The organism is Streptomyces sp. NPDC020917, from assembly GCF_044333795.1.
Classification (GTDB): domain Bacteria; phylum Actinomycetota; class Actinomycetes; order Streptomycetales; family Streptomycetaceae; genus Actinacidiphila.
This window is the reverse complement of the sequence record NZ_JBIRRR010000020.1, coordinates 175312-196175: the sequence shown is the minus strand read 5'-3', so window position 1 is coordinate 196175 and position 20864 is coordinate 175312. Positions and strand designations below refer to the sequence as shown.

Here is a 20864-nt window from a genome sequence, read left to right as displayed (position 1 = left end):
GATCTAAGGGCCCGGAGGCGAGGGCGCGGCAATAAGGGCCAGGACGTCCACTCTGCGGACTACGGCAACCGATCACCTTCAGCCGAATCGTCCACCCGACGAGCTACCCGCACCGATCACGTCCAGCCGATCCGTCCACCCTGCGAGCTACCCCCACCCCCCACCTCCACCCACCTCACCCCCACCCCCCACCTCCACCCACCCCCACCCCTCACTTCCCCGGGAACTCCACGCTGTTGACGATTTCCTGGAGGAGGGCGGGGTCGTGGGCGGTGCCGTCGGCGGCCCAGGCGCGGATGGTGACGGGGTGGCCCGCGGGGTCGCGGACGCTGACCTCGATGTGGCCGGCGGCCCGGCCGTCGGGGGCGGCCTGGGAGAAGCTGAGTACCTGGGCGCGGCGGCCGTCGAGGGTGAGCGTCTCGCGGCGCGCGTCGGCCGGCAGCTTGGTGTGGCGGGCCGGCGCGGCGGGGGTGACGGTGAGGGCGGCGTCGGTCCTGCCGCCGGTGCCGGGGAGGTCGGCTCCCCCGGTCCGCTCCTGCCACGTCTTGGGCAGGGCGACGGCCACGGAGCCGGTGCGCAGGTAGCGCCAGCCGTCGGGCGAGCCCTGGCCGACGGAGCAGCCGGTGGCGGCGAGCGCGAGGCCGAGGACGGCGGCGTGCCGCACCCTGGGGCGGGCGGTACGGGCCGGGCCGGGCGGCACGATCGGCGCGACCACTTCGGCATGCTTTGTCCGCTTCGTCGGCATGCGGGCAAATCTACGGTGCGCCGGCGCCGCCCGGGCTGATAGTCATGCGACATGCCCCCGCACGCCCTTCGGACGACGTACGAGCTGGATCCGCGTACCGACCCGCTGCCCACCGCCGATCCGCTGTGCCGCTGGGCGGCCGGACACCCGGACGGCGGCTCCCGGGCGTTCGTCCGTGGCGCGGCGGTCGCGGTGGCCGCGCCGGGGCTGTCGATGCGCGACCGGCTGGTGGTGACCGGCCCGTCCGGCGACGCGGTGCCGCTGGTGCGGGATGTGCTGGAGGCGGTCGGTCCCGGCTACCGTCCGCTCGGGGACCGCGCGCTGATCGACGCGATGGTGGCCGGGTTGCCCGGACTGCACCCGGTGGCGGCCTTCGGCTGGATGGACCGGTCGGCCACGCCGGCGCCGCCGGCCGCCGCCGAGCCCACACCCCTCTCCCCTTCCGCCGCCTGGCTCACCGAGGGCGACAGGGTCGCCGTGGGGGCGCTGCTCGACGAGGCGTTTCCTGAGTCGTACGCCTATCCGGGGCGTCCCGGGGCCCGGGACCGGTGGGCGGGCGTGCGGGACGGGGGCCGGCTGGCCGCGGTCGCCGCGCTGGCCTGGTGCGCTCCTACGGTGGGGTTCCTCGCCGGCGTGGCGACCGCACCCGCCGCGCGGGGCCGCGGCCTGGGCCGGGTGGTCTGCGCGTTCACGGTCGAGCGGGCGCTCGCGGAGTACGGCACGGCCGCGCTGATCGTGGACGACGCCAACACCGCCGCCCTGCGGCTCTACCGCGGTCTCGGCCTGGCGTACCGCCCGCTGGGAGCCGCGAGCCTGTCCCGCTGACGGGCGAGAACCGGCCGCACACAAAGAAACGGGCCGGTTCGCAGGGGGGGAGAGCGAACCGGCCCGAGGGGGGGAGTTACACCGTACCGCGTCCGAGGGGTTCGTCAGCACGTTACGCGGCAGGTGGCGTGAAAGTGATCTCGACCCGGCGGTTCTGGCGGCGGCTGGTTTCGGTGGAATTGTCCGCTATGGGGTAGTCCTCGCCGTAGCCGCGGACCTGAAATGTGTGGGAACCGTCACCGAGCGCACCCAGTTCCCTTGCGAGGACTTTGTACACCGCATCGGCTCTCTGCTTGGACAGGACGAGGCCATGGGCACTGGTGCCCAGATTGTCGGTGAACCCGAAGACACGGATGGGTGACGTGACGTGACGGGAGTTGATGTCGGCGGCGATCACCTGCAGCCGGGACGTCGCGGTCGGCGACAGGTTCGCGCTGTCCTTGGGGAACAGCACCTCCGCCTGGAGCGCATAGGTGACCGTCGCGTTCGACGTCTCCTCCCGCTGCTGGGGCTGGCTGGCCGACACCGAGCTCTGGTCGCTGACCGAGACGATGTCCAGCACCTTGGGCGGTGCGAGCGTGGCGCCCGCGGTCAGCCGCAGACCCGGGGACGAGGGGTCGATCTGCACCGGCGCGGTCGGCGAGGGGTCGCCGGCGCTGGGCGGCGGGTTGGCGTCGGCGAGCGCGGCCGGCGCGCTCAGGGTGGCGGCACCGGTGGTCAGCAGGACGACCAGCACGGCGGCTGCGGGCTTCATCGGCGCCTCACCCCTTCGCGTCCGAGATCGTGATCTTGGCCGGCGGCATGGTGGGCAGGTCGAACTCCACCTCGGTGGTGGCCTGCGGCGGCGCGGGGAACTGGGCGAAGAACGGCCGCGTCTCCTTGGGCCGGATGCCGACCAGCCCCATCGTGCACAGGCACCGCCCGTCGGTGTCCCGCAGCACGTAGTACCGCTTCTTGCCCGCCTCGTCGACGAGCACGGCCCCGGCGACCGAGGCGCCGGACTTCTGCAGGGCCACCTCCGGCCCGTTCCAGTACGTGGCGTCGAACGAGTTGCTGCCCTCGTTGTCGATGGTCCCCTCGACCGTCACGAAGCCCCCGGAGTCGCGCACCGCGGAGGTGATGGTGATCACCATGTCCCGCTCTCCCTTGAGTTGGGCCAGCACGGTGGTGGGCGACGCGGACGGGGTGGCGCCGGCGTCTGCGGTGGCCGAGGCCGACGCGGACCGTCCGGGCCCCGAACTCGGCTTGTCGTCGGCCTTCTTGCCGCCGCCCCCGCCGCCGCAGCCCGCCACGGCCACCGCGGTCACGGCGGCAAGCGCCACCGCGGCCGCGGAGTTGCGTCCGTATCGCATCGTTCCCCGCTCTCTCGTCGTGCGCTCTCGCATGGTGCCGGTGGTCACTTGCTCAGGTGGACGGAGTAGAAGTCCGCGAGGTCCAGCAGGAAGCCGGCCGCGGTGGGATCCACCGTCAGGTCGCCGCCGTCGCAGGTGAACCGGACCGCGTGGCCGTCCTTGTCGCCCGCCCGGCAGCGTGGTTCGACGACGGCGGTCGCCGACGCCGTCGCGTGCAGGTCCTGCGTGCCGTGGATCACCGAACTCCCCACCGTGCCACGGGTCCTGACTCCGACGGTGTAGCCGGGAGGACCGCTGACCCGCTGGCAGGAGCGCACGTCGGCGTCGTTGTCACCGGCGAACGAGCCCGCGGCCGAGCAGGCCGCGCCGTCGTCCGGGCCCAGCCCGGTGAGCAGGTTCCCGAGGGCGGTCAGGTCGCCCGCGGTCAGCGCCTTCAGGAAGTCGGCACCGACCTCGTCCCGGTACTCGCGGGCGGCGGCCAGCGCGGCGGCGTCCGCGGCGGTCTGGGCTCCGTTGCGCGTCACCGACGCCTGTCCCACCGCGAAGTACGCGAAGGCGAGGAAGAACAGCGCGGCCATGGCGACGATGTAGACGGCGATGGTCTGGCCGCGGTCGCCCGCGCACCGGCGCGACGCCCGCCGCGGCGGCGGCATCCCCGGCGAGGGTTTCGCCGGCCGTCTCACCCGCCCCCACCGCCTCAGTTGCCGGTGATCTTGTCGATCTGGTTCAGGATGCCGTCCTTGATCTTCTGGCCGATGTCCGTGGTGCCCGCCAGCACGCCGATGATCACGACGATCACCACCGCGATCCCGAGGTACTCGATCGTCCCCTGCCCGCGGTCGCCGGTTGCGGCGGAGCGCCGGGCCGCGAGCCGGTCCGTGCGTTCGCGGAGCAGGACTCCAGCAGCCACATAGAGCTGAAGTGCCCACCTGTTCATGCCTGTTCGCCCCATCCCTTGTCGCCTGGCCGCACACCGGGCGCTTCCGCGCCGAGTTGTGGCCGCCGTTCACGGCATCGCCGCAACTTCCGCCAGCATGACGGTTGATCACGTCCTGTGGCACCCCCGTCACGCATTCACCTCCCCCGTCCGCACCACGTTCACCCGTGGCCCCCGCGCTCTCATCCGTTGTTGCCGAACAGGTCGCCGAAGTGGACCTGGGACCCGATCACCGTGCCGGCCATGAGCAGGATCATCGTGGCCGGGACCAGCAGCGTGGTGACGACGAGCGTCGCGCGGGGCACCATGCGGGCCGCCCGGCGGCGGGCGTTCTGCGCCTCGGTGCGGCGCATGTCGGTGGCGATCTGCAGCAGGGTGCGGGCGATGGGCGCGCCGAGTTCCTCGCCCTGCTGGAGCGCGGTGACGAACTGGCCCACCTGCTCGCTGCCGTTGCGCTTGCGCAGCTGGTCGAAGGCGTCCCGGCGGCTCACGCCGAGATCCATCTGGCGCAGCGCGATGCGGATCTCGTCCGACCACGGGCCCCGGTAGACGGAGTTGACCCGCTCCAGGGCCTGGCGGAAGCCGAGGCCGGCGCTGACCACCACGGCCAGGACGTCGAGGAAGTCCGGCAGGGTGCGCTCGATGTCGTCGCGCCGGCGCCGGATCGCCACCCACAGCACGAGGTCGGCCCACCACCAGCCGTAGGCGAGCAGCAGCAGCGCGAGCAGCCAGCTGCCCTGGGTGAGCAGCAGCAGCGCGGCGAACCCGCCGAGCCCGCCGTAGACCGCGCGGCGGGCGGCGTACCGCTCGACGGTCAGGCCGTAGGGGTGCCCGGCGTGCTCGATCCGGGCCCGCATCCGGGCGATCCGGGCCGGGCCCATCAGCCGCAGCACCGTCGGCGCCCAGCGGATGCCGAGCCGGTCGATGAGGTTGCCGGTCCTGGTGGTCCGCGTCCGGCCGACCTCCAGGGCCAGTTGCAGGTCGTCGGGCAGCCGGACCTCGGCGCGCATCATGCCGACCGCGTGGACGACGCCGGCCGCGCAGGCGGCGAGCACGAGTCCCAGGGCCAGTCCGAGCAGGGTCATCGCGCGCTCCTCACACGTCGATCCGGGACATGCGGCGGATCAGCGCGAAGCCGACGACGTACAGGCCGAGCGAGATCAGGACGCAGATCCGCCCGACGTTCGAGCCGGTCAGGGCGCCGAGCGAGCCGGGCATGATCCGGTCGAGCAGCAGCAAAGAGCCGATCCCGATGACCGGAACGGCGTACGCGGTGACGGTGATCTGCGACATCTGGGTGCGGACCTCGCGCCTCGTCTCCTTGCGCTCCTCCAGGGTCACGGTGAGGTTCCGCAGCGACTCCACCAGCGAGCCGCCGGCCCGGCTGGACAGCACCAGCGTGGACACCAGGACCACCAGCTCCCGGCTGGGCAGGCGCTGCTGCAGCTCGGCGAGGGCGTCCTCGACGGAGTGGCCGAGCGCCATCGCGTCGGAGACCTGCTTGAACTCGTCGCCGGCTGGGGCCTCCAGCTCCTCCGCGGCCATCGACACGGCCGTGCGCAGCGCCAGCCCTGCCTGGGTGGCGTTGGCCAGGACTCGTGCCAGGTCCGGGAGTTGGGCGATGAAGCGCTCGTTGCGCACCCGGCGCCGCCACTCCAGGAACGACATGCCGGCCCATGCGGCGATGAGCGCGGCGATCGGCCCGAAGAACGGGGCGAGGACAAGGTGGGCGACGATCCAGGACCCGGCCACCAGGCCGGCCACCGCCGCGGTGAACTGGCCCGGCGTGAGGTTGGTGCCGGTGGCCGCCAGGCGTCCCGCGAGCCGCTTGCCCCAGGCGTACGTGCGGACCCGGCGGTCGAGCCCGGAGAACGCGGGCCGGCGTGCTTCGGGACCGCCGTCGCCGGCCAGCCGCTCGACGAGCGCGGCCCGGTCGGCCCGCCCGCCCCGCCACGCGGTCAGCCCCCACACTCCGAGCGCCAGGGCCAGCGCTGCGGCGCCGACGACCAGCAGCGGGTACGGCCCGGAGGCGAAGTCCCGGCCGGCGAGCAGGGCGTGCGGTCCGGCCGGCAGGTTCGGGGACCGGGTCATTTCGCCTCCCGGCTGTCGAGGTCGAGTTCGGTGACGCCGACGCCGAACGCGGCGGGGACGTGCTCGCCCGCCAGATACAGGCGCTCGCCGATCTCCCGTGACACCGGCCGGTGTTCGTACCAGCCGCGGACGATCCGGTCGACGCCCAGCGGCTCGGCGCGGAACCGGGTCGCGGTGGTGAGCCGGAAGACGTCGCGGCCGCGGGAGGAGAGCATCGCGATCTCGCCGATGCGCCGGGTGCCGTCGATGTGCCGATGGAGGTGGACGATGATGTCCACCGCGGAGTTGATCTGGTCGCGCAGCGCCTCGAAGGGGATCTTGACCTCGCTCATCGAGGCCAGGGTCTGCAGCCGCAGCACCGCGTCCTCGGCGGAGTTGGCGTGCACGGTGGCCAGCGAGCCGTCGTGGCCGGTCGACATGGCCTGCAGCATGTCGAGCGTCTCGCCGCCGCGGACCTCGCCGACGATGATCCGGTCGGGGCGCATGCGCAGCGAGTTGCGGACCAGGTCGCGGATGGTGATCCGGCCCTCGCCCTCGACGTTGGGCGGCCGTGACTCCAGCCGCACCACGTGCTCCTGCTGCAGCTGCAGCTCGGCCGCGTCCTCGACGGTGATGATCCGCTCGCCGTCAGGGATCAGCCCGGACAGGGCGTTGAGCAGGGTCGTCTTGCCCGATCCGGTGCCGCCGCTGACGATGACGTTGCACTTGGCGCGGACGAACGACGAGAGCAGCAGCAGCATGTGCTCGTCGAGAGTGCCCAGACCGATCAGTTCCTGCAGCGTGTAGGCGCGCGGGAAGCGGCGGATGGTCAGCGTCGGGCCGGTCAGCGACAGCGGCGGGATGATGACGTTGACGCGCTCACCGGACGGCAGCCGCGCGTCGACCATCGGATTCGACTCGTCCACACGGCGGTTGACGGTGGAGACGATCCGTTCGATGGTCTGCAGCAGCTGCTCGGCGGAGGAGAACCGGGCGGCGACCTGCTCGACCCGGCCGCCGCGTTCCACATAGATCCGGTCCGGGCCGTTGACCATGATCTCGGTGACCGAGGGGTCCTCCAGCAGCGGTTCGAGGATGCCCAGGCCGAGGGCCTCGTCCACCACCCGCCGGATGAGGGCGGCCCGTTCGGTGGTGGAGAGCACCGGGCCCTCGCGGCTGATGATGTGGCCGAGCACGCGCTCCAGCCGGGACCTGCGGTCGGCCGCGGACAGCGCGGACATCTCCGCGAGGTCGATCTCCTGGAGCAGCTTGGCCCGGTAGACGGCCACCAGGTGGCCTTCCTGCGTCTGCGGGGCGGCCTCGTCGACGGCGAGGCGGGCACGGAGGCTCATGGCGTGTCGTCCTCCTTCGGCATCGTCGCGGACCGGGTCACCGGGTGGAACAGGTGCAGGCCGGGGACGACGGACGGGACGTGGACGGTGGCCGTCGCGGTGGCCGCCGACGCGGAGTCCTGGGTGAGGCGGACGTCCGGGTCCACCCAGCCGCTCACGGCCTGACGGCCGGCCTCCACGGGGTCGGGGTGCGGGGCGTGCAGGGCCGCGGTCCTGGCCGCGGTTCTGGCCGCGGTGGCCGCCTGCTCGCCGCAGTAGGCGGCGATGCCGAGTTGGAGGCCGGCGAGGGCGATCAGTATCAGGAACGGCACCATCCCCAGGTACTCCAGTGCCGCCACGCCCCGATCCCGGGCCCGCTCCCCCGCGGTACCCCGCCGCCCCTGCGGTACGCCGCCGTCCCATGGCGCGCTGGGGTTGGTCGCGCAGTTCCCCGCGCCCCTACGGGGCTCGTCCCGTCGGACGAACGACAACCCGAGCCCCACCAGGGGCGCGGGGAACTGCGCGACCAACCCACCACCAGCCGGCGGACGGCGACGCACCGCACGGGGCACAACCAGCCCCGCAAGGAGCGCGGGGAACTGCGCGACCAACCCACCACCAGCCGGCGGACGGCAGCGGGCCCCGCGGGGCGGGGCGAAGGCCGTGGACGGGCGGCCGAACGTACGGCGCGAGGTGAACCGGGGGAAGCGTGCCCGCAGGGCAACCCTCATGGGCGCGCCTCCTCGTCGACGGTGCGCGCATGCCCGTGCACGGGCACCCAGAAATCCATCACCCCGGGAAAGAGCACCGGCACCTTGATGCTCAGCTCCACCTCGACCGTCCCGTCGGCACGGGAGACGTCGGGGCCGTTCAGGGAGTCGGCCCAGGCGCCGGGGAGGTCGGAGGCGGCAGCGGCCCTCGCGTCGCCGCCGACGGCAGCCGCGCGGGCCGCCTTGTCCGCCGCGTCGCCGGCCAGGGTGAAGGTGTAGCCGGCCAGCACGGCCTGCCAGACCAGGATCAGGGTGACGAGGATGATCGGCGTCATCCCGAGGGTCTCCAGGGCGATCTGGCCGCGGTCCCCGCCGCGCCGCGCCTTGCGCCCGCGCGCAGCGGGCAGCGCCGCGCCGGTGACCAGGCCCAACTCCCCGGCCAGCGCCCGGATTCCGGCCCGCACGGTGGACCGCGCGTCCAGGTCCTGCAGCCGCCCCGCGTCGATGACGGGCTGGAGTTCGCGGAACGCGGCCGGCACTGCGGACGCGGCGATCCTGGTGCCGGTGATCCGGCCGATGAGCGAGGGCTGGATCTCGCTGCCGCGGCTGTGCCGGTTGACCACGGTGGTGGTGTCCTGCGGCTTGCGGATCTGCAGCCGGTCCCACAGCCGGACCATGCGCTTGGCGGCGCGGACCGCGATCACGTCGGGGGTGGTGACCAGCACCGCGGCGTCGGCGGTCTCCACGGCGACCGCGTTCGCGCCGGTCATCTGGGTGCCGCAGTCCACCACGACGACCTCGTAGCGCTGGCGCAGCGCGGTCAGCACCAGCCGGGCGGAGCGGTCGGTGACCTCCTCGCCGCGCTCGCCGTCGCCGGGGGCGAGCAGCAGCGCGGGACCCGACTCGTGGACGTACATCGCGTCGTGCAGGACGCGGGAGGAGACGTCGGCGATGTCGGCGAGGTCGGCGATCGAGCGGCGGAACTGCACGTCCAGGTAGGAGCCGATGTCGCCGCCCTGCAGGTCGAGGTCGACCAGGGCGGTGGAGCGGCCGGAGGCGTGCGCGGCGAGGGCCAGGTGGACGGCGGTGACGGTGGTGCCGACGCCGCCCTTGGCGCCCGCGACGGCGATCAGAGTGCCGCCGGCGACCGCGGGCAACGAGGCGCGGCCGGGGCTCAGATGCCGCCGCACGCCGACCGCCCAGGTGGCCGCGGCCTCCACCCGGGCGCCCAACTCGTCGTAGGACAGGGGAAGTCCGATGACGCCGCGGGCGCCGGAGTTCATCGCGGAGGCGAGCATCGCCGGGCCCGCGTCGGCGGTGAGCAGCACGACGCCGGTCGCGGGGAAGCGCAGCGCGATGTCGCGGACCAGGTCGAGCGCGGGCATCGGGCCGATCACGTCGTGGACCACGACGACTTCGGGCAGTTCGTCGGGGCCGGCCTCGGCGGCCCTGGCGAGCGCGTCGAGCAGGGCGGTGGAGTCGCCGAGCGCGGGCCCGGGCTCCACGCCCGGCAGTTGGGACAGCAGCCCGGTCAGCGCGCGGGCGGCGTCGGGGTCGCCGGTTCCGGCGAGGATGCGCACGGTCACGGCTTCACCCCCGCGTCGCCGCCCAGGGTGTAGGTGCGCGAACTGGCGGGCGGTGGGGTGCTGTCGCCGGGCGCGACCAGCGCGAGCCGGACGTGGCGGGCGAACGACTCGGCGTAGGCGACGCGTTGGGCGTCCTCGGCGCCGAGCGCGAAGGTGATGGGCACGCCCTGCTCGGACAGCCGCTGGGCGTTGTCGCTCTTGTCGAACGCCTTGATCTCACCGACGTCGATGACCTGCGCGCCGGCGACGATGATCTTCGAGATATCGGGGTCGGTGTCCTTGCGCCCGGCGAACGTGGCGAAGATGTTCACCCGCGCGCCGGGGGTGATCTTGCCGGCCACGCCGGTCTCCGCGTCGATCATGATGGCGATCTCCATCTGGCCGGGCTGGAGGTCGGGCCGGGAGGACACCATGTCGGACTGCAGCAGCGAGCCCTTGGTCAGCGGTATCGCGGTGATCTTGCCCTGGAACTCCTCGGGCGTGCGTATCGCGGAGTCCGGCAGCCAGCGCTTGGGCATGGTGACCCGGTGCACCTGGGACGCGGTGAGCGGGGTGTACGCCGGGACGTCCTTGGTGAGTTCGTACGCGGTGACCTTCGGGCCCACCTGCGACCGCGCGTCGCCGACGACGGCGACCACCCCGGCGAGGGCGGCGGCCGCGCAGAGCACGGAGACCACCAGGAGGACGGCACCACGGCGCTGACGTGAGTTCATGTGCGGGCGCACCTATCGCTTGTGGGGTTCGAGTTGAGGCCGCTGGGGGCTGTCGAGGGCTCCGCTCCTGCTCCCGGGCACGGCCGGCCGGCCTTGCGGGGCGGCGACCGGGCGCCCGCCGGCGGGGGTGCCGGCGGCGGCGTGGCGGGCCGGCGCCAGGCGCCCGCCGAGCCGGGTGTCGCAGAACAGGCACTGGTCGCCGATGACTTCGAGCCCGCACCAGGTGCAGGTGTCGCGCCGTACCGAGGTGACGAGCTGGTAGAGCATGCCGACGTCCGCGATGTAGGCGGTGAACTCGACCAGTTTGGAGGTGCCCCACCAGCGGGCGGAGTCGCCCGGCAGCGGCACCTCGCGCAGGTGCTGGGTGCGCCAGGCGGCGGCCAGCGGTCCGGTGATCCAGCCGGGGTCCAGGCCGCGTCCGGCGACGGCGAGTTGCGTCTGGTAGCCGGGGCCGGGCGGCACGGCGGCCGCCTCGGCCGCGCCGAGGTACGGCTCGGGGTGGGCGAGGACCGCGAAGTGGCGCCCGGGGACGAGGGACTTGACGTGGTCGCCGACGCCGACCGGCACCCGGTCGAGCTTGGCGACCGAGCCCAGCAGCGCGCCGGCGTGCAGGTAGTACGTCAGCAGCCGGGCGGCGCCGGCCAGCACGCCGGGGCCGAGGTCGGTCCCGGCCAGCTGCCGCAACTGCTCGCCGAGCAGGGTGCGGGCGAGCGGCGGCAGGCTCAGCGGCACGATGGCGATCCGGTCCGCCTCCAGCGCGGAGCGCACCGTGTGCAGGCGCCGGCGGGCCGGATCGGCGGGTTCCGCCGGGGCGAGCGCCACGATGTGGCCATGGGCGTCCAGCGCGGCCGAGGTGCGCACCACCTGTTCCTCCAGGGGCAGCGCGAGGTCGTCGGCGGTGGCGATGATGACGCTCGGCATGCGGAACCTCCCCGTCTGCGCCCGACGAACGCACTCCACCTGCTCATTCGCGGTCGCCAGCTTATCGATGAGTAGCGATTCGGGCGCGGAAAGTTGCGGATCGGGCCCGGTGAACGACAGGTGGCCGTCAGAGGTCTTGACAACCTGATTGGTCTGGACCAGCTTTCTCCCTTGACACGTCTTCGACGTACCCGCGTTTCCCCCCAGCACCCGCACTCCCACCACCCCCCAACTCCTTGCCCCCAGGAGGCAGTCGTGGAACGTGCATCGCACGCGAATCACACGAGCCATGCCAGGCGGAGATCGACCGTCCTGCAGCGCACCCTCGCCGGCCTGAGCGCGGCCGCCGTCATCGGCGCCGGCATCGCCCTGGTCAACTCCGGTGAGGCCGGGGCCGCGACCACCAATCTGGTGGCCAACTCCGGTTTCGAGAGCGGCCTGTCCGGCTGGACCTGCACCTCGGGCTCCGGCACGACGGTCAGCAGCCCGGTGCACTCCGGCTCCTCCGCGCTCAAGGCCACGCCGACCAGCAGCGACACCGCCCAGTGCAGCCAGACCATCAGCGTGCAGCCCAACTCCCAGTACACGCTGAGCGCGTACGTCCAGGGCAGCTACGTCTACCTGGGCGCCACCGGCACCGGCGGCACCGACCCGTCCACCTGGACGCCGAGCGCGTCCTCGTACAGCCAGCTGAGCGTCAACTTCACCACCGGCGCCAGCACCACCTCGGTGACCGTCTACACGCACGGCTGGTACGCGCAACCCGCTTACTACGCCGACGACGTGACGCTGACCGGGCCCGGCGGCAGCGGCACCACGCCGCCCACCACTCCCCCGACCACCCCGCCGACGACGCCCCCCACCACGCCGCCGACGACCCCGCCGACCTCGCCGCCGCCGAACACCGGCCTGCCCAAGCACGTGGTCACCGGCTACTGGCAGAACTTCAACAACGGCGCGACCGTGCAGACCATCGCGCAGGTGCAGAGCCAGTACGACATCATCGCGGTGGCCTTCGCGGACGCGACCACCACGCCGGGCGCGGTGTCCTTCACCCTCGACCCGTCGCTCAACTACAGCGTGGCGCAGTTCAAGGCGGACATCGCGGCCAAGCAGGCGGCCGGCAAGAAGGTGATCGTCTCCGTCGGCGGGCAGAACGGCACCATCTCGGTGCGTGACTCCACCGCGGCCACCAACTTCGCCAACAGCGTGTACTCGCTGATGCAGACCTACGGCTTCAACGGCGTGGACATCGACCTGGAGAACGGGATCGACTCCACGTACATGCCGCAGGCGCTGCGGGCGCTGAGCGCCAAGGCCGGGTCCGGGCTCATCATCACGATGGCCCCGCAGACCATCGACATGCTCTCCGCGGGCAGCGACTACCTGGCCACCGCGCTGAAGATCAAGGACATCCTGACCATCGTCAACACGCAGTACTACAACAGCGGTTCGATGAACGGCTGCGACGGCGGCGTGTACAGCCAGGGATCGGTGGACTTCATCACCACGCTGGCCTGCACCGCCATCCAGGCCGGCCTGTCGCCCTCGCAGGTCGGCATCGGCACCCCGGCGTCCACCAGCGCGGCGGGCTCCGGCTACGTCAGCCCGTCCGTGGTCAACAACGCGTTGGACTGCCTCGCCAAGGGCACCGGCTGCGGCAGCTGGCACCCCAGCACCACCTGGCCGGGCATCGGCGGCGCGATGACCTGGTCGACCAACTGGGACGCCTCGGCCGGCAACGCCTGGTCCAACGGCGTCGGCCCGCACGTCCACGCCATGTCGTGACGTCCGGGACGCAGCACCCCGCGACCGGCCGCTGAGCCGGCCGGTCGCACACACGGCCGGGCCCGGGAGACGACGACCGTCTCCCGGGCCCGGAGCCGTGTCCGCGGGCGGGCGCCCGCGGACCCGCGCGTGCTCAGCCGAGCACGGCCAGCGCGTCGATCTCCACCAGGATCCCGGCGGGCAGCCCCACGTACACCGTGGTGCGGGCGGCCGGGGCCTCCTTCAGGCCGGCGAAGTACGCGTTCCAGAGCTGGTTGAACTCCGCGAAGTGCGCGGTGTCGGTGAGGTAGACGCGGATCATCAGCACGTCCTCCCACGACGCGCCGCCGGCCTCCAGCACGGCCAGCACGTTGGCGAGCGTCGTGTGCGTCTGCTCGGCCAGGGTGGGGCCGGAGAGCCGGCGCTCGCCGGAGCCGTCCTCGGGCAGGAAGCCGACCTGCCCGGCCACCTGCAGGATGTTGCCCTTCCGCACGCCGTGCGAGAACATCGCCGGCGGCGCGGCGGCGCCGGCCGGCGTGATCGCCGTCTTCGGCAGGTGCGGCAGCTGGGTGGGGTTGTGCTCGGGCAGCTCGCTCATTCGGGTGCTTCCTCGGAGGGGTCGGTGGTCGGGTCGGACATGGTCGTGGGCCCGGCGGCCGGGGCTTTCGTGGCGGCCGGCACGGTCCTGGCGGCCGGCGCGGTCGTGGCGGCGGGAACGGGCGGGATCGCGGGGCCGGGGACGGTGGTGCCGGGGACGGTGGTGCCGCGGACGGTGGTGCCGGACAGCTCCGCGCTGACGGCCTCCGCGGTGCGCAGGACCAGCGGGCGCAGCCGCAGCAGGTCGGCGGCGGCGACCACGACGTTGGGAGCCGAGACCGACATCGCCGCGCAGACCCGGCCGTCGGGGCCGCGCAGCGGCGCGCCGAGGCAGTTGATGGACTCCTCGTGCCCGCCGAGGTCGGTGGCCCAGCCCTGCTCGCGTACCCGGGCCAGCTCGGCGAGAAACGCCGTCGCGTCCGGCGTCGACCGGGCGGTGTAGCGCGGGTACTCCAGCCGTTCGGCGACCGCCCGCCGTTCGGGTTCCGGCAGGTCGGCCAGCAGCAGTTTGGCGACCGCGGCGACGGTGAGGGCCACCGGGCGGCCGATCCGGGAGTACATGCGGACCGGGTAGCGGCTCTCCACCTTGTCGATGTAGACCACCTCGCCCTGCTCGTACACCGCCAGATGGACGGTGTGGCCGGTGCGCTCGTTCAGCTCGGCCAGGTACGGGTGGGCGATCTCCCGGATGTCGAGGGCCTCCACGGCCTGCTGGGCCAGCGCGAACAGCCGCGTGCCGAGCCGGTAGCGCTGGTCCTGCTGGCGGTAGACCAGGCCGTGCGCGTGCAGGGTGCGCAGCAGCCGCAGCGCGGTGGACTTGTGCACGTCGAGCCGGGCGGCGACCTGGTCCAGGTTCGCCGGGCCCTCGGCGAGCAGCGGCAGGATGGTCAGCGCGCGGTCCACGGTCTGGCTCACGTCCGCACCTCCTGTCGCGTCCCGCCCGCTCCCTCGTCGCCGCGCCCGCCGCCGGCGCCGGCCCGGTCCGTACCGTCCGTCAGGCCCGTCCGGCCGGTCAGGTCCGTCCCGTCCTTCGCGTCCGTCCAGCCGGGGCCCAGCCGCAGTCTCCCCCACGCCGCGTCGTCCAGGGCGGCAAGCGCGTCGGCGTGTGCCCGGGTCGGGGGAACGGCCAGATCGGCGGGCACCGTCAGCGCGGCCGCGGCCGTCAGGTGGCCGTGCCGCAGCCGCTCGGCCGGCGGGAGGCCGCGGAGCGTCGCGGACAGGAAGCCGGCGGCGAAGGCGTCACCGGCGCCGACGTGCGCGACGACGTCGACGGCCGGCGCCGGCACGTGCAGCCGCTCGCCGCCCTGGTAGAGGGTGGCGCCGGCCGCGCCCTGCTTGACCACCAGCACCTCGGGCTCGGGCAGTTCGGCGCGCACCGCGTCGGCGTCCGGCAGTCCCCAGGCCGTGGCGGCCTCGTCCTCGCCGACGAACACCAGGTCGCAGCCGCGGGCCAGGTCGGCGAGCAGCCGCGGGTCGGCGTCCCGCCACAGGGCGGGCCGGTGGTTCACGTCGAAGGAGACCAGCGGGCGGCCCGGCTCGCGGCGGGTGAGGCGGTGCATCAGCTCGCGGCAGCTCGCGGACAGGGCGGCGGTGATGCCGGTCAGGTGCAGCACCCGGCCCGACCACAGCTCGTCGCGGTCCACCAGCTCGGGCGCCAGCGCGGAGGCCGCGGAGCCCTTGCGGTAGTAGACGACCTCGGCGCGTCCCGCGCCGGTGGCGTCGCGGTCGCCGGCGGTGCGGAAGTACACGCCGGTGGGCCGGTCCGGGTCGCGGCGCACCGCGCCGACGTCCACGCCGGACGCGGCGATCCGCCCGACCAGGTGGTCGCCGAAGCCGTCGGCGCCGACCCGGCTGATCCAGCGGGTGCGGTGGCCGGCGCGGGCGAGCGTGCAGGCGACGTTGGACTCGGCGCCGCCGATGGCCCGGTGGAAGGCCGGCACGTCGGCCAGCGGGCCCGGGACGGACGGCACGAAGGTGACCATGGACTCGCCCAGGCAGACGACATCGAAGGTCGGCGTCGTGCTCGGCTCGCTCGGCGTCACGTTCGCCCTCGCAATCCCTCAGGTGGCGGCCGCCGTTGACCCGGCGCAGGCTCGGATGTTAGACAGCCGTGAACAGCATACGCAATGCGTGTTGCACATAGTGCAACACGGCACGTCATCGAGTACGCGCACGGCCGGGAGGCACGATGGAGATCGACGAGCGGATCGCCGGACTGGACCGGGAGCCGGTGGGCCACCGCTTCAAGGGCATGCCCTTCGACGCGGCCGGGCTGACCGTCGGCGAACTCGCCGCCCAGCAGCGCGACCTGTTCGACGGCGGGTTCGCCACGCCCGTCCTGGTGCTCTCCGAGGAGGCGCTGGAGCACAACCTGGCCGCGCTGGAGCACTTCGCGGACGCCCACGGCCTGTCCTTCGCGCCGCACGGCAAGACCTCCATGGCCCCGCAGCTGTTCGCCCGCCAGCTCGCCCGCGGCGCCTGGGGCATCACCCTGGCCGTCCCCCACCAGGTGCGCGTCGGCCGGGAGTTCGGGGTGCGGCGGATCTTCCTGGCCAACGAGCTGGTGGACGCGGCCGCCCTGCGCTGGGCCGGCGGCGAGCTGGACGCCGACCCGTCGTTCGAGCTGATCACCTACGTCGACTCGGTGCGCGGCGTGGAGCTGATGGACGCGGCGCTGCGCGCGGCGGGCACCCGCCGGCCCCTCGACGTGGTCGTGGAACTCGGCGGCGGCGAGGGCGCCCGCACCGGTGTGCGCACCGAGGAGGAGGCGGCGGCCGTGGCCGAGGCGGTGGCCGGCACGGGCACGCTGCGGCTCGTGGGCGTCGCCGGGTACGAGGGCGAGGTGCCGAACGCGTCGCCCGAGCGGGTCCGCGCGTGGCTGCGCCGGCTGGTGGGGCTGGCCGCCGCCCTGGACGAGGCCGGGCGGTTCGCGAAGGCGGACGAGATCGTGGTGAGTGCCGGCGGCTCGGCGTGGTTCGACGCGGTCGCGGACGTCTTCGCCGACGTCCCGGAGCTGAGCCGGCCGGTGCGCAAGCTGCTGCGCTCCGGCGCGTACGTCTCGCACGACGACGACCACTACCGCCGGATCACGCCGTTCAACCGGGTCCCGGAGCAGGGCACGCTGGAGCCCGCGTTCCGCCTCTGGACGCAGGTGGTGTCCCGGCCCGAGCCCGGCCAGGCGTTCCTCAACGCGGGCAAGCGGGACGCCCCCTTCGACCTCGGACTCCCCCAGGTCGCCGCCATCCGATCGGCCCGCACCGGCGAGGTCCGCACCCCCGGGGACGGCGTCCAGGTCGCCCGCCTCTCCGACCAGCACGCCTGGCTCACCCTCCCCGACCACGAGCCCCTCGAGGTCGGCGACTGGGTCGCCCTGTCCGTCTCCCACCCCTGCACGACCTTCGACAAATGGCAACTGATCCCCGCGACCCGCGGCTCCTCGGTCACCTCCTACATCCGCACCTTCTTCTGAGCGACGCGGGCAGGGTGATCCGGCGCGGGGCGCGCGGTCGCGCGGTGGTCCCCGGGCGGGGTGCCCTGGTCCGGCGCGGGGGCCGCGTGATCCGGCGCGGGGCGCCCGGCATTGCGGCGCGGGCCGCGCTGGGCCCCTTCGGGGGTGCGGTGATCCGCCGCGCACGCCCGGTGGTTCGGCGGGACGCCGCGTGATCGGCGCGGGGGGCGGTCACAGGGGCAGGGCGAGCGTCAGCTCGTCGTGGAGGGGGATGCCGTAGTCGCCCGTGAGGGGGATCGCCGGCTTGAGGCTTCGGGCCGTGTCCACCGCGCCCGGCGCGACCGCGGTGATCCGCAGCCCGCGGCGCTGGTAGAAGCGCAGGGCGTCCAGGTTGTCGTTGGTGGTGACCAGCCACAGGCGCCGCATGCCGGCCGCCCGGGCGGCCTGGGCGGCGGCGGCCAGCAGGGCGCTGCCGACCCCGGCCCGCCGCTCCACCGCGTCCAGGGTCACGACTTCCAGCCCGTCGCCGTCCACGGCGTAGGTGAGCACCCCGGCGAGCCGGCCGTCCCGCTCGGCCAGCAGCGCCGGGAGGTCCAGGGCGTGGTACCGCGTCCCGTGCACCGCGATCACGGTGCCGCCCCAGGACCGGGCGAGCACCCCGGCGACCGCCGCGCGGTCCCCTTCCCCGGCCGGTCTGACCCGGACGTCCCCCCTCAGGTCCGGCACGTCCGGCCTCCCCCCGTGGCGCGCGGCGCGCAGCCGTACGCTGGCGTCCGTCGCGTCCGCCATCGTGCACGATGCCGCCTGTCCGGGCCACGGGCGGCGCGGGGGCCCGGCTCCGCGACGGCGAACTGAGAGGTGCGGGATGGACCTGGTGGTACGCGGGGCGACCGTGGTGGACGGCGGCGGAGGCGCCCGGTACCGGGCCGACGTCGCGATCGACGGCGGGCGCATCGTGGAGATCCGCCGGCCGGGCGGGCCGCGGCTGTCCGCCCGCGCCACCGTGCACGCCGAGGGCCTGGTCCTCAGCCCCGGGTTCGTCGACATGCACGCGCACAGCGATCTCGCGCTGCTCACCGATCCCGCGCACGAGGCGAAGGCCGCCCAGGGCGTGACGCTGGAGGTGCTGGGCCAGGACGGCCTGTCCTACGCGCCCGCGGACGAGCCGGTGCTGGCGGCGCTGCGCACCCAGCTGGCCGGCTGGAACGGCGACGGCAGCGGCGTCGACTTCGGCTGGCGCAGCGTCGGCGGGTACCTGGACCGGCTGGACGCCGGCGTCGCGGTCAACGCGGCCTACCTCGTGCCGCAGGGCACCGTGCGGGCGATGGCCGTGGGATGGGAGGACCGCCCGGCCACCGAGGGCGAGCTCGCCCGGATGCGCCGCCTGGTCGCCGAGGGCCTGGAGCAGGGCGCGGTGGGGCTGTCGTCGGGGCTGACGTACACGCCCGGGATGTACGCCTCGGACGCCGAACTGTCCGAGCTGTGCCGGGTGGTGGCCGCCCACGGCGGCTACTACTGCCCGCACCACCGCAGCTACGGGGCCGGCGCGCTGGAGGCGTACGCGGAGATGCTGGCGCTGGCCGCCCGTACCGGCTGCGCCCTGCACCTGGCGCACGCCACCATGAACTTCGGGGTGAACCGGGGCCGCGCCCCCGAGCTGCTGGCCCTGCTGGACGCCGCGCTGGCGGCCGGCACCGACGTCACGCTGGACAGCTACCCGTACACCCCCGGCTGCACCACGCTCGCCGCCCTGCTGCCGAGCTGGGCCGCGGCCGGCGGGCCGGAGGCGACGCTGGCCCGGCTGCGGGACGACGCGACGGCCGAGCGGATCCGGCACGCCCTGGAGGCCGAGGGCTCCGACGGCAACCACGGGGTGCCGATGGACTGGGCGACCATCGAGGTCTCCGGGGTGACCGAGCCGGCTCTGGCCGGCCGGGTCGGCACTCGGCTCGACGGCTGGCCGGCCGCCCGCGCCCTGCTGCTCGGCGACCGGCTGGGCACCACGATCCTGCACCACGTGGGCGACGAGCCGAACGTGCGGGCGATCATGCGGCACCCCACCCACACGGGTGGTTCCGACGGGATCCTGCACGGCGCCAAACCCCACCCGCGCGCCTACGGCACGTTCCCGCACTACCTCGGCCACTACGTGCGGGAGCTGGGCGTGCTCACGCTGGAGGAGTGCGTGGCCCACCTGACCGCCCGGCCCGCGGCCCGCCTGGGCCTGCCCGACCGCGGGCTGGTCCGCGAGGGCCACCGGGCCGACCTGGTGCTCTTCGATCCGGAGACGGTCGCGGCGGGGGCGAGCTACGACCACCCGCGGGTGCTGCCCGCCGGCATCCCGCACGTCCTGATCGACGGCCGGTTCGTGATGCGCGACGGCCGCCGCACCGACGTCCTGGCCGGCCGTTCGGTGCGCCGCGCGGGATCCCGGGCGGGCGGCGTGGTGAAAAACACCGAGCGGGTCCCGTGACGTGCCCGTAAGGTGACGCACATGCAGGTGATCCAGTCCACGAAGCTCGCCAACGTCTGCTACGACATCCGCGGACCGGTGCTCGAGGAGGCCATGCGGCTCCAGGCCGCGGGCCACCGCATCCTGGAGCTGAACACCGGCAACCCGGCGCCCTTCGGTTTCGAGTGCCCGCCGGAGATCCTGGAGGACATGCTCAGGTCGCTGGGCACCGCCCACGGCTACGTCAACTCCAAGGGCATCCTGCCGGCCCGCCGCGCGGTCATGCAGTACTACCAGACCAAGGGCGTCGAGCTGGACGTCGAGGACATCTACCTCGGCAACGGCGTCTCCGAGCTGATCCAGATGTCCATGCAGGCGCTGCTGGACGACGGCGACGAGGTGCTGGTCCCCGCGCCGGACTACCCGCTGTGGACCGCGTCGGTCTCGCTGTCCGGCGGCACCGCCGTGCACTACCGCTGCGACGAGGGCGCCGACTGGTTCCCCGACCTCGCCGACATCGAGCGCAAGATCACCGACCGCACCAAGGCGATCGTGCTGATCAACCCGAACAACCCGACGGGCGCGGTCTACGACGACGAGCTGCTGCGCGGCTTCGCCGAGATCGCCCGCCGGCACCGGCTGATCGTCTGCGCCGACGAGATCTACGACAAGATCCTCTACGACGACGCCACGCACACGCCGTTCGCCTCCCTCGCGCCGGACGTGCTGACGCTGACCTTCAACGGCCTGTCGAAGGCGTACCGGGTGGCCGGCTACCGCAGCGGCTGGCTCGCGGTGTGCGGCCCCAAGGAGCACGCCACCAGCTACATCGAGGGCCTGACGATCCTGGCCAACATGCGGCTGTGCGCGAACGTGCCCGCCCAGCACGCCATCGCCACCGCGCTCGGCGGCCGGCAGTCGATCAAGGACCTGGTGCTGCCGGGCGGCCGGCTGACCGAGCAGCGCGACGCCGCGTACGAGGCGCTCACCGCGATCCCCGGCGTCAGCTGCGTCAAGCCCCGGGGCGCGCTCTACGCCTTCCCCCGGCTGGACCCGAAGGTCCACAAGATCAAGGACGACCAGCAGATGGTGCTGGATCTTCTGCGGGCCGAGCGGATCCTGGTGGTCCAGGGGACCGGGTTCAACTGGCCCGAGCCCGACCACTTCCGCCTCGTCACCCTCCCCGCCAAGGAGGACCTCACCGACGCGGTCACCCGCATCGGCACCTTCCTCACCGGCTACAGCCAGCCCTGACGCTCCGCTGCGGGGTTCACCTGACGGTCAAGGCCAGCCCCGACAGGGCGCGGGGAACTGCGCGCGCCACCGGCCGGTGGTCCGGGTCGGACCGATCAGCCCCTTCGGGCCGGTGACGACCCGCGGCGCCGCGGTGGCCGCGCGCGCAGTTCCCGC

21 protein-coding genes are annotated in these 20864 nt (G+C 73.8%); 5 read left to right on the top strand and 16 right to left on the bottom strand.

What is annotated here, in order from left to right; genetic code table 11:
- Nucleotides 1–211: 211 nt before the first annotated feature.
- Nucleotides 212–745, bottom strand: a complete 534-nt coding sequence (locus tag ACH4TG_RS32760) for a hypothetical protein (RefSeq protein ID WP_398246251.1) — start codon at nucleotides 743–745, stop codon at nucleotides 212–214.
- Nucleotides 746–796: 51 nt separating this feature from the next.
- Between ACH4TG_RS32760 and ACH4TG_RS32755 the strand changes: the two genes are divergently transcribed.
- Nucleotides 797–1570 carry a GNAT family N-acetyltransferase gene (locus tag ACH4TG_RS32755; protein WP_398246250.1) on the top strand — a complete coding sequence of 258 codons (774 nt, stop codon included), beginning with the start codon at nucleotides 797–799 and terminating at the stop codon, nucleotides 1568–1570.
- A gap of 112 nt (nucleotides 1571–1682) precedes the next feature.
- Here ACH4TG_RS32755 and ACH4TG_RS32750 read toward each other — a convergent pair whose 3' ends face one another.
- The 11 genes from ACH4TG_RS32750 to ACH4TG_RS32700 all read right to left on the bottom strand — a co-directional run bounded on the left by ACH4TG_RS32750 (nucleotide 1683) and on the right by ACH4TG_RS32700 (nucleotide 11190).
- On the bottom strand, nucleotides 1683–2324 hold the full coding sequence (locus tag ACH4TG_RS32750) for an OmpA family protein (protein WP_398246249.1): 642 nt from the start codon (nucleotides 2322–2324) through the stop codon (nucleotides 1683–1685).
- A 7-nt stretch (nucleotides 2325–2331) separates the two neighbouring features.
- Nucleotides 2332–2922, bottom strand: coding sequence for a hypothetical protein (locus tag ACH4TG_RS32745; protein WP_398246248.1), 591 nt, complete (start codon nucleotides 2920–2922; stop codon nucleotides 2332–2334).
- A gap of 44 nt (nucleotides 2923–2966) precedes the next feature.
- Nucleotides 2967–3575 carry a pilus assembly protein TadG-related protein gene (locus tag ACH4TG_RS32740; protein ID WP_398246247.1) on the bottom strand — a complete coding sequence of 203 codons (609 nt, stop codon included), beginning with the start codon at nucleotides 3573–3575 and terminating at the stop codon, nucleotides 2967–2969.
- A gap of 44 nt (nucleotides 3576–3619) precedes the next feature.
- Complete coding sequence (locus tag ACH4TG_RS32735; protein WP_398246246.1) at nucleotides 3620–3859, bottom strand: hypothetical protein; 240 nt, start codon at nucleotides 3857–3859, stop codon at nucleotides 3620–3622.
- 182 nt (nucleotides 3860–4041) lie between these two features.
- Nucleotides 4042–4944 (bottom strand): DUF5936 domain-containing protein, encoded by a 903-nt coding sequence (locus ACH4TG_RS32730; RefSeq protein ID WP_398246245.1) that lies wholly within the window; start codon nucleotides 4942–4944, stop codon nucleotides 4042–4044.
- A gap of 10 nt (nucleotides 4945–4954) precedes the next feature.
- Nucleotides 4955–5950 (bottom strand): type II secretion system F family protein, encoded by a 996-nt coding sequence (locus ACH4TG_RS32725; protein WP_398246244.1) that lies wholly within the window; start codon nucleotides 5948–5950, stop codon nucleotides 4955–4957.
- Nucleotides 5947–7281 carry a CpaF family protein gene (locus tag ACH4TG_RS32720; RefSeq protein ID WP_398246243.1) on the bottom strand — a complete coding sequence of 445 codons (1335 nt, stop codon included), beginning with the start codon at nucleotides 7279–7281 and terminating at the stop codon, nucleotides 5947–5949. The genes ACH4TG_RS32725 and ACH4TG_RS32720 overlap by 4 nt, the downstream gene beginning before the upstream one ends.
- Nucleotides 7278–7619: a pilus assembly protein gene (locus ACH4TG_RS32715; RefSeq protein ID WP_398246242.1), complete on the bottom strand. Its 342-nt coding sequence runs from the start codon at nucleotides 7617–7619 to the stop codon at nucleotides 7278–7280. Before ACH4TG_RS32715 ends, ACH4TG_RS32720 begins: the two co-directional genes overlap by 4 nt.
- 368 nt (nucleotides 7620–7987) lie before the next feature.
- Entirely contained in the window at nucleotides 7988–9556 is a 1569-nt protein-coding gene (locus ACH4TG_RS32710) for a CpaE family protein (RefSeq protein ID WP_398246241.1), read from the bottom strand.
- Nucleotides 9553–10269 carry a Flp pilus assembly protein CpaB gene (gene cpaB, locus ACH4TG_RS32705; RefSeq protein WP_398246240.1) on the bottom strand — a complete coding sequence of 239 codons (717 nt, stop codon included), beginning with the start codon at nucleotides 10267–10269 and terminating at the stop codon, nucleotides 9553–9555. Before cpaB ends, ACH4TG_RS32710 begins: the two co-directional genes overlap by 4 nt.
- 12 nt (nucleotides 10270–10281) lie before the next feature.
- Nucleotides 10282–11190 carry a hypothetical protein gene (locus tag ACH4TG_RS32700; protein ID WP_398246239.1) on the bottom strand — a complete coding sequence of 303 codons (909 nt, stop codon included), beginning with the start codon at nucleotides 11188–11190 and terminating at the stop codon, nucleotides 10282–10284.
- A 255-nt stretch (nucleotides 11191–11445) separates the two neighbouring features.
- Between ACH4TG_RS32700 and ACH4TG_RS32695 the strand changes: the two genes are divergently transcribed.
- On the top strand, nucleotides 11446–12978 hold the full coding sequence (locus ACH4TG_RS32695) for a chitinase (RefSeq protein ID WP_398246238.1): 1533 nt from the start codon (nucleotides 11446–11448) through the stop codon (nucleotides 12976–12978).
- Nucleotides 12979–13111: 133 nt separating this feature from the next.
- On the opposite strand, the gene ACH4TG_RS32690 is transcribed toward ACH4TG_RS32695, so the two are convergent.
- Genes ACH4TG_RS32690 through ACH4TG_RS32680 form a run of 3 tightly spaced genes read right to left on the bottom strand, consistent with a single transcriptional unit; the run spans nucleotide 13112 to nucleotide 15536 of the window.
- A complete protein-coding gene (locus ACH4TG_RS32690) occupies nucleotides 13112–13555 on the bottom strand; it encodes a RidA family protein (protein WP_398246237.1) in 444 nt (147 codons plus the stop codon).
- Nucleotides 13552–14469: an IclR family transcriptional regulator gene (locus tag ACH4TG_RS32685; RefSeq protein WP_398246236.1), complete on the bottom strand. Its 918-nt coding sequence runs from the start codon at nucleotides 14467–14469 to the stop codon at nucleotides 13552–13554. The genes ACH4TG_RS32690 and ACH4TG_RS32685 overlap by 4 nt, the downstream gene beginning before the upstream one ends.
- The gene (locus ACH4TG_RS32680; protein ID WP_398246262.1) at nucleotides 14466–15536 is read right to left on the bottom strand and encodes a sugar kinase; all 1071 of its coding nucleotides are present in this window, start codon (nucleotides 15534–15536) and stop codon (nucleotides 14466–14468) included. The genes ACH4TG_RS32685 and ACH4TG_RS32680 overlap by 4 nt, the downstream gene beginning before the upstream one ends.
- Before the next feature lie 206 nt (nucleotides 15537–15742).
- Between ACH4TG_RS32680 and ACH4TG_RS32675 the strand changes: the two genes are divergently transcribed.
- Nucleotides 15743–17023: an alanine racemase gene (locus ACH4TG_RS32675; protein WP_398246235.1), complete on the top strand. Its 1281-nt coding sequence runs from the start codon at nucleotides 15743–15745 to the stop codon at nucleotides 17021–17023.
- A gap of 210 nt (nucleotides 17024–17233) precedes the next feature.
- On the opposite strand, the gene ACH4TG_RS32670 is transcribed toward ACH4TG_RS32675, so the two are convergent.
- Entirely contained in the window at nucleotides 17234–17728 is a 495-nt protein-coding gene (locus ACH4TG_RS32670) for a GNAT family N-acetyltransferase (RefSeq protein ID WP_398246234.1), read from the bottom strand.
- Between the two features lie 139 nt (nucleotides 17729–17867).
- Between ACH4TG_RS32670 and ACH4TG_RS32665 the strand changes: the two genes are divergently transcribed.
- Together ACH4TG_RS32665 and ACH4TG_RS32660 are read left to right on the top strand one after the other, a co-directional pair.
- Nucleotides 17868–19475 carry an amidohydrolase family protein gene (locus tag ACH4TG_RS32665; protein WP_398246233.1) on the top strand — a complete coding sequence of 536 codons (1608 nt, stop codon included), beginning with the start codon at nucleotides 17868–17870 and terminating at the stop codon, nucleotides 19473–19475.
- Nucleotides 19476–19496: 21 nt separating this feature from the next.
- Nucleotides 19497–20708: a pyridoxal phosphate-dependent aminotransferase gene (locus ACH4TG_RS32660; RefSeq protein ID WP_398246232.1), complete on the top strand. Its 1212-nt coding sequence runs from the start codon at nucleotides 19497–19499 to the stop codon at nucleotides 20706–20708.
- The last annotated feature ends 156 nt before the right edge of the window (nucleotides 20709–20864 follow it).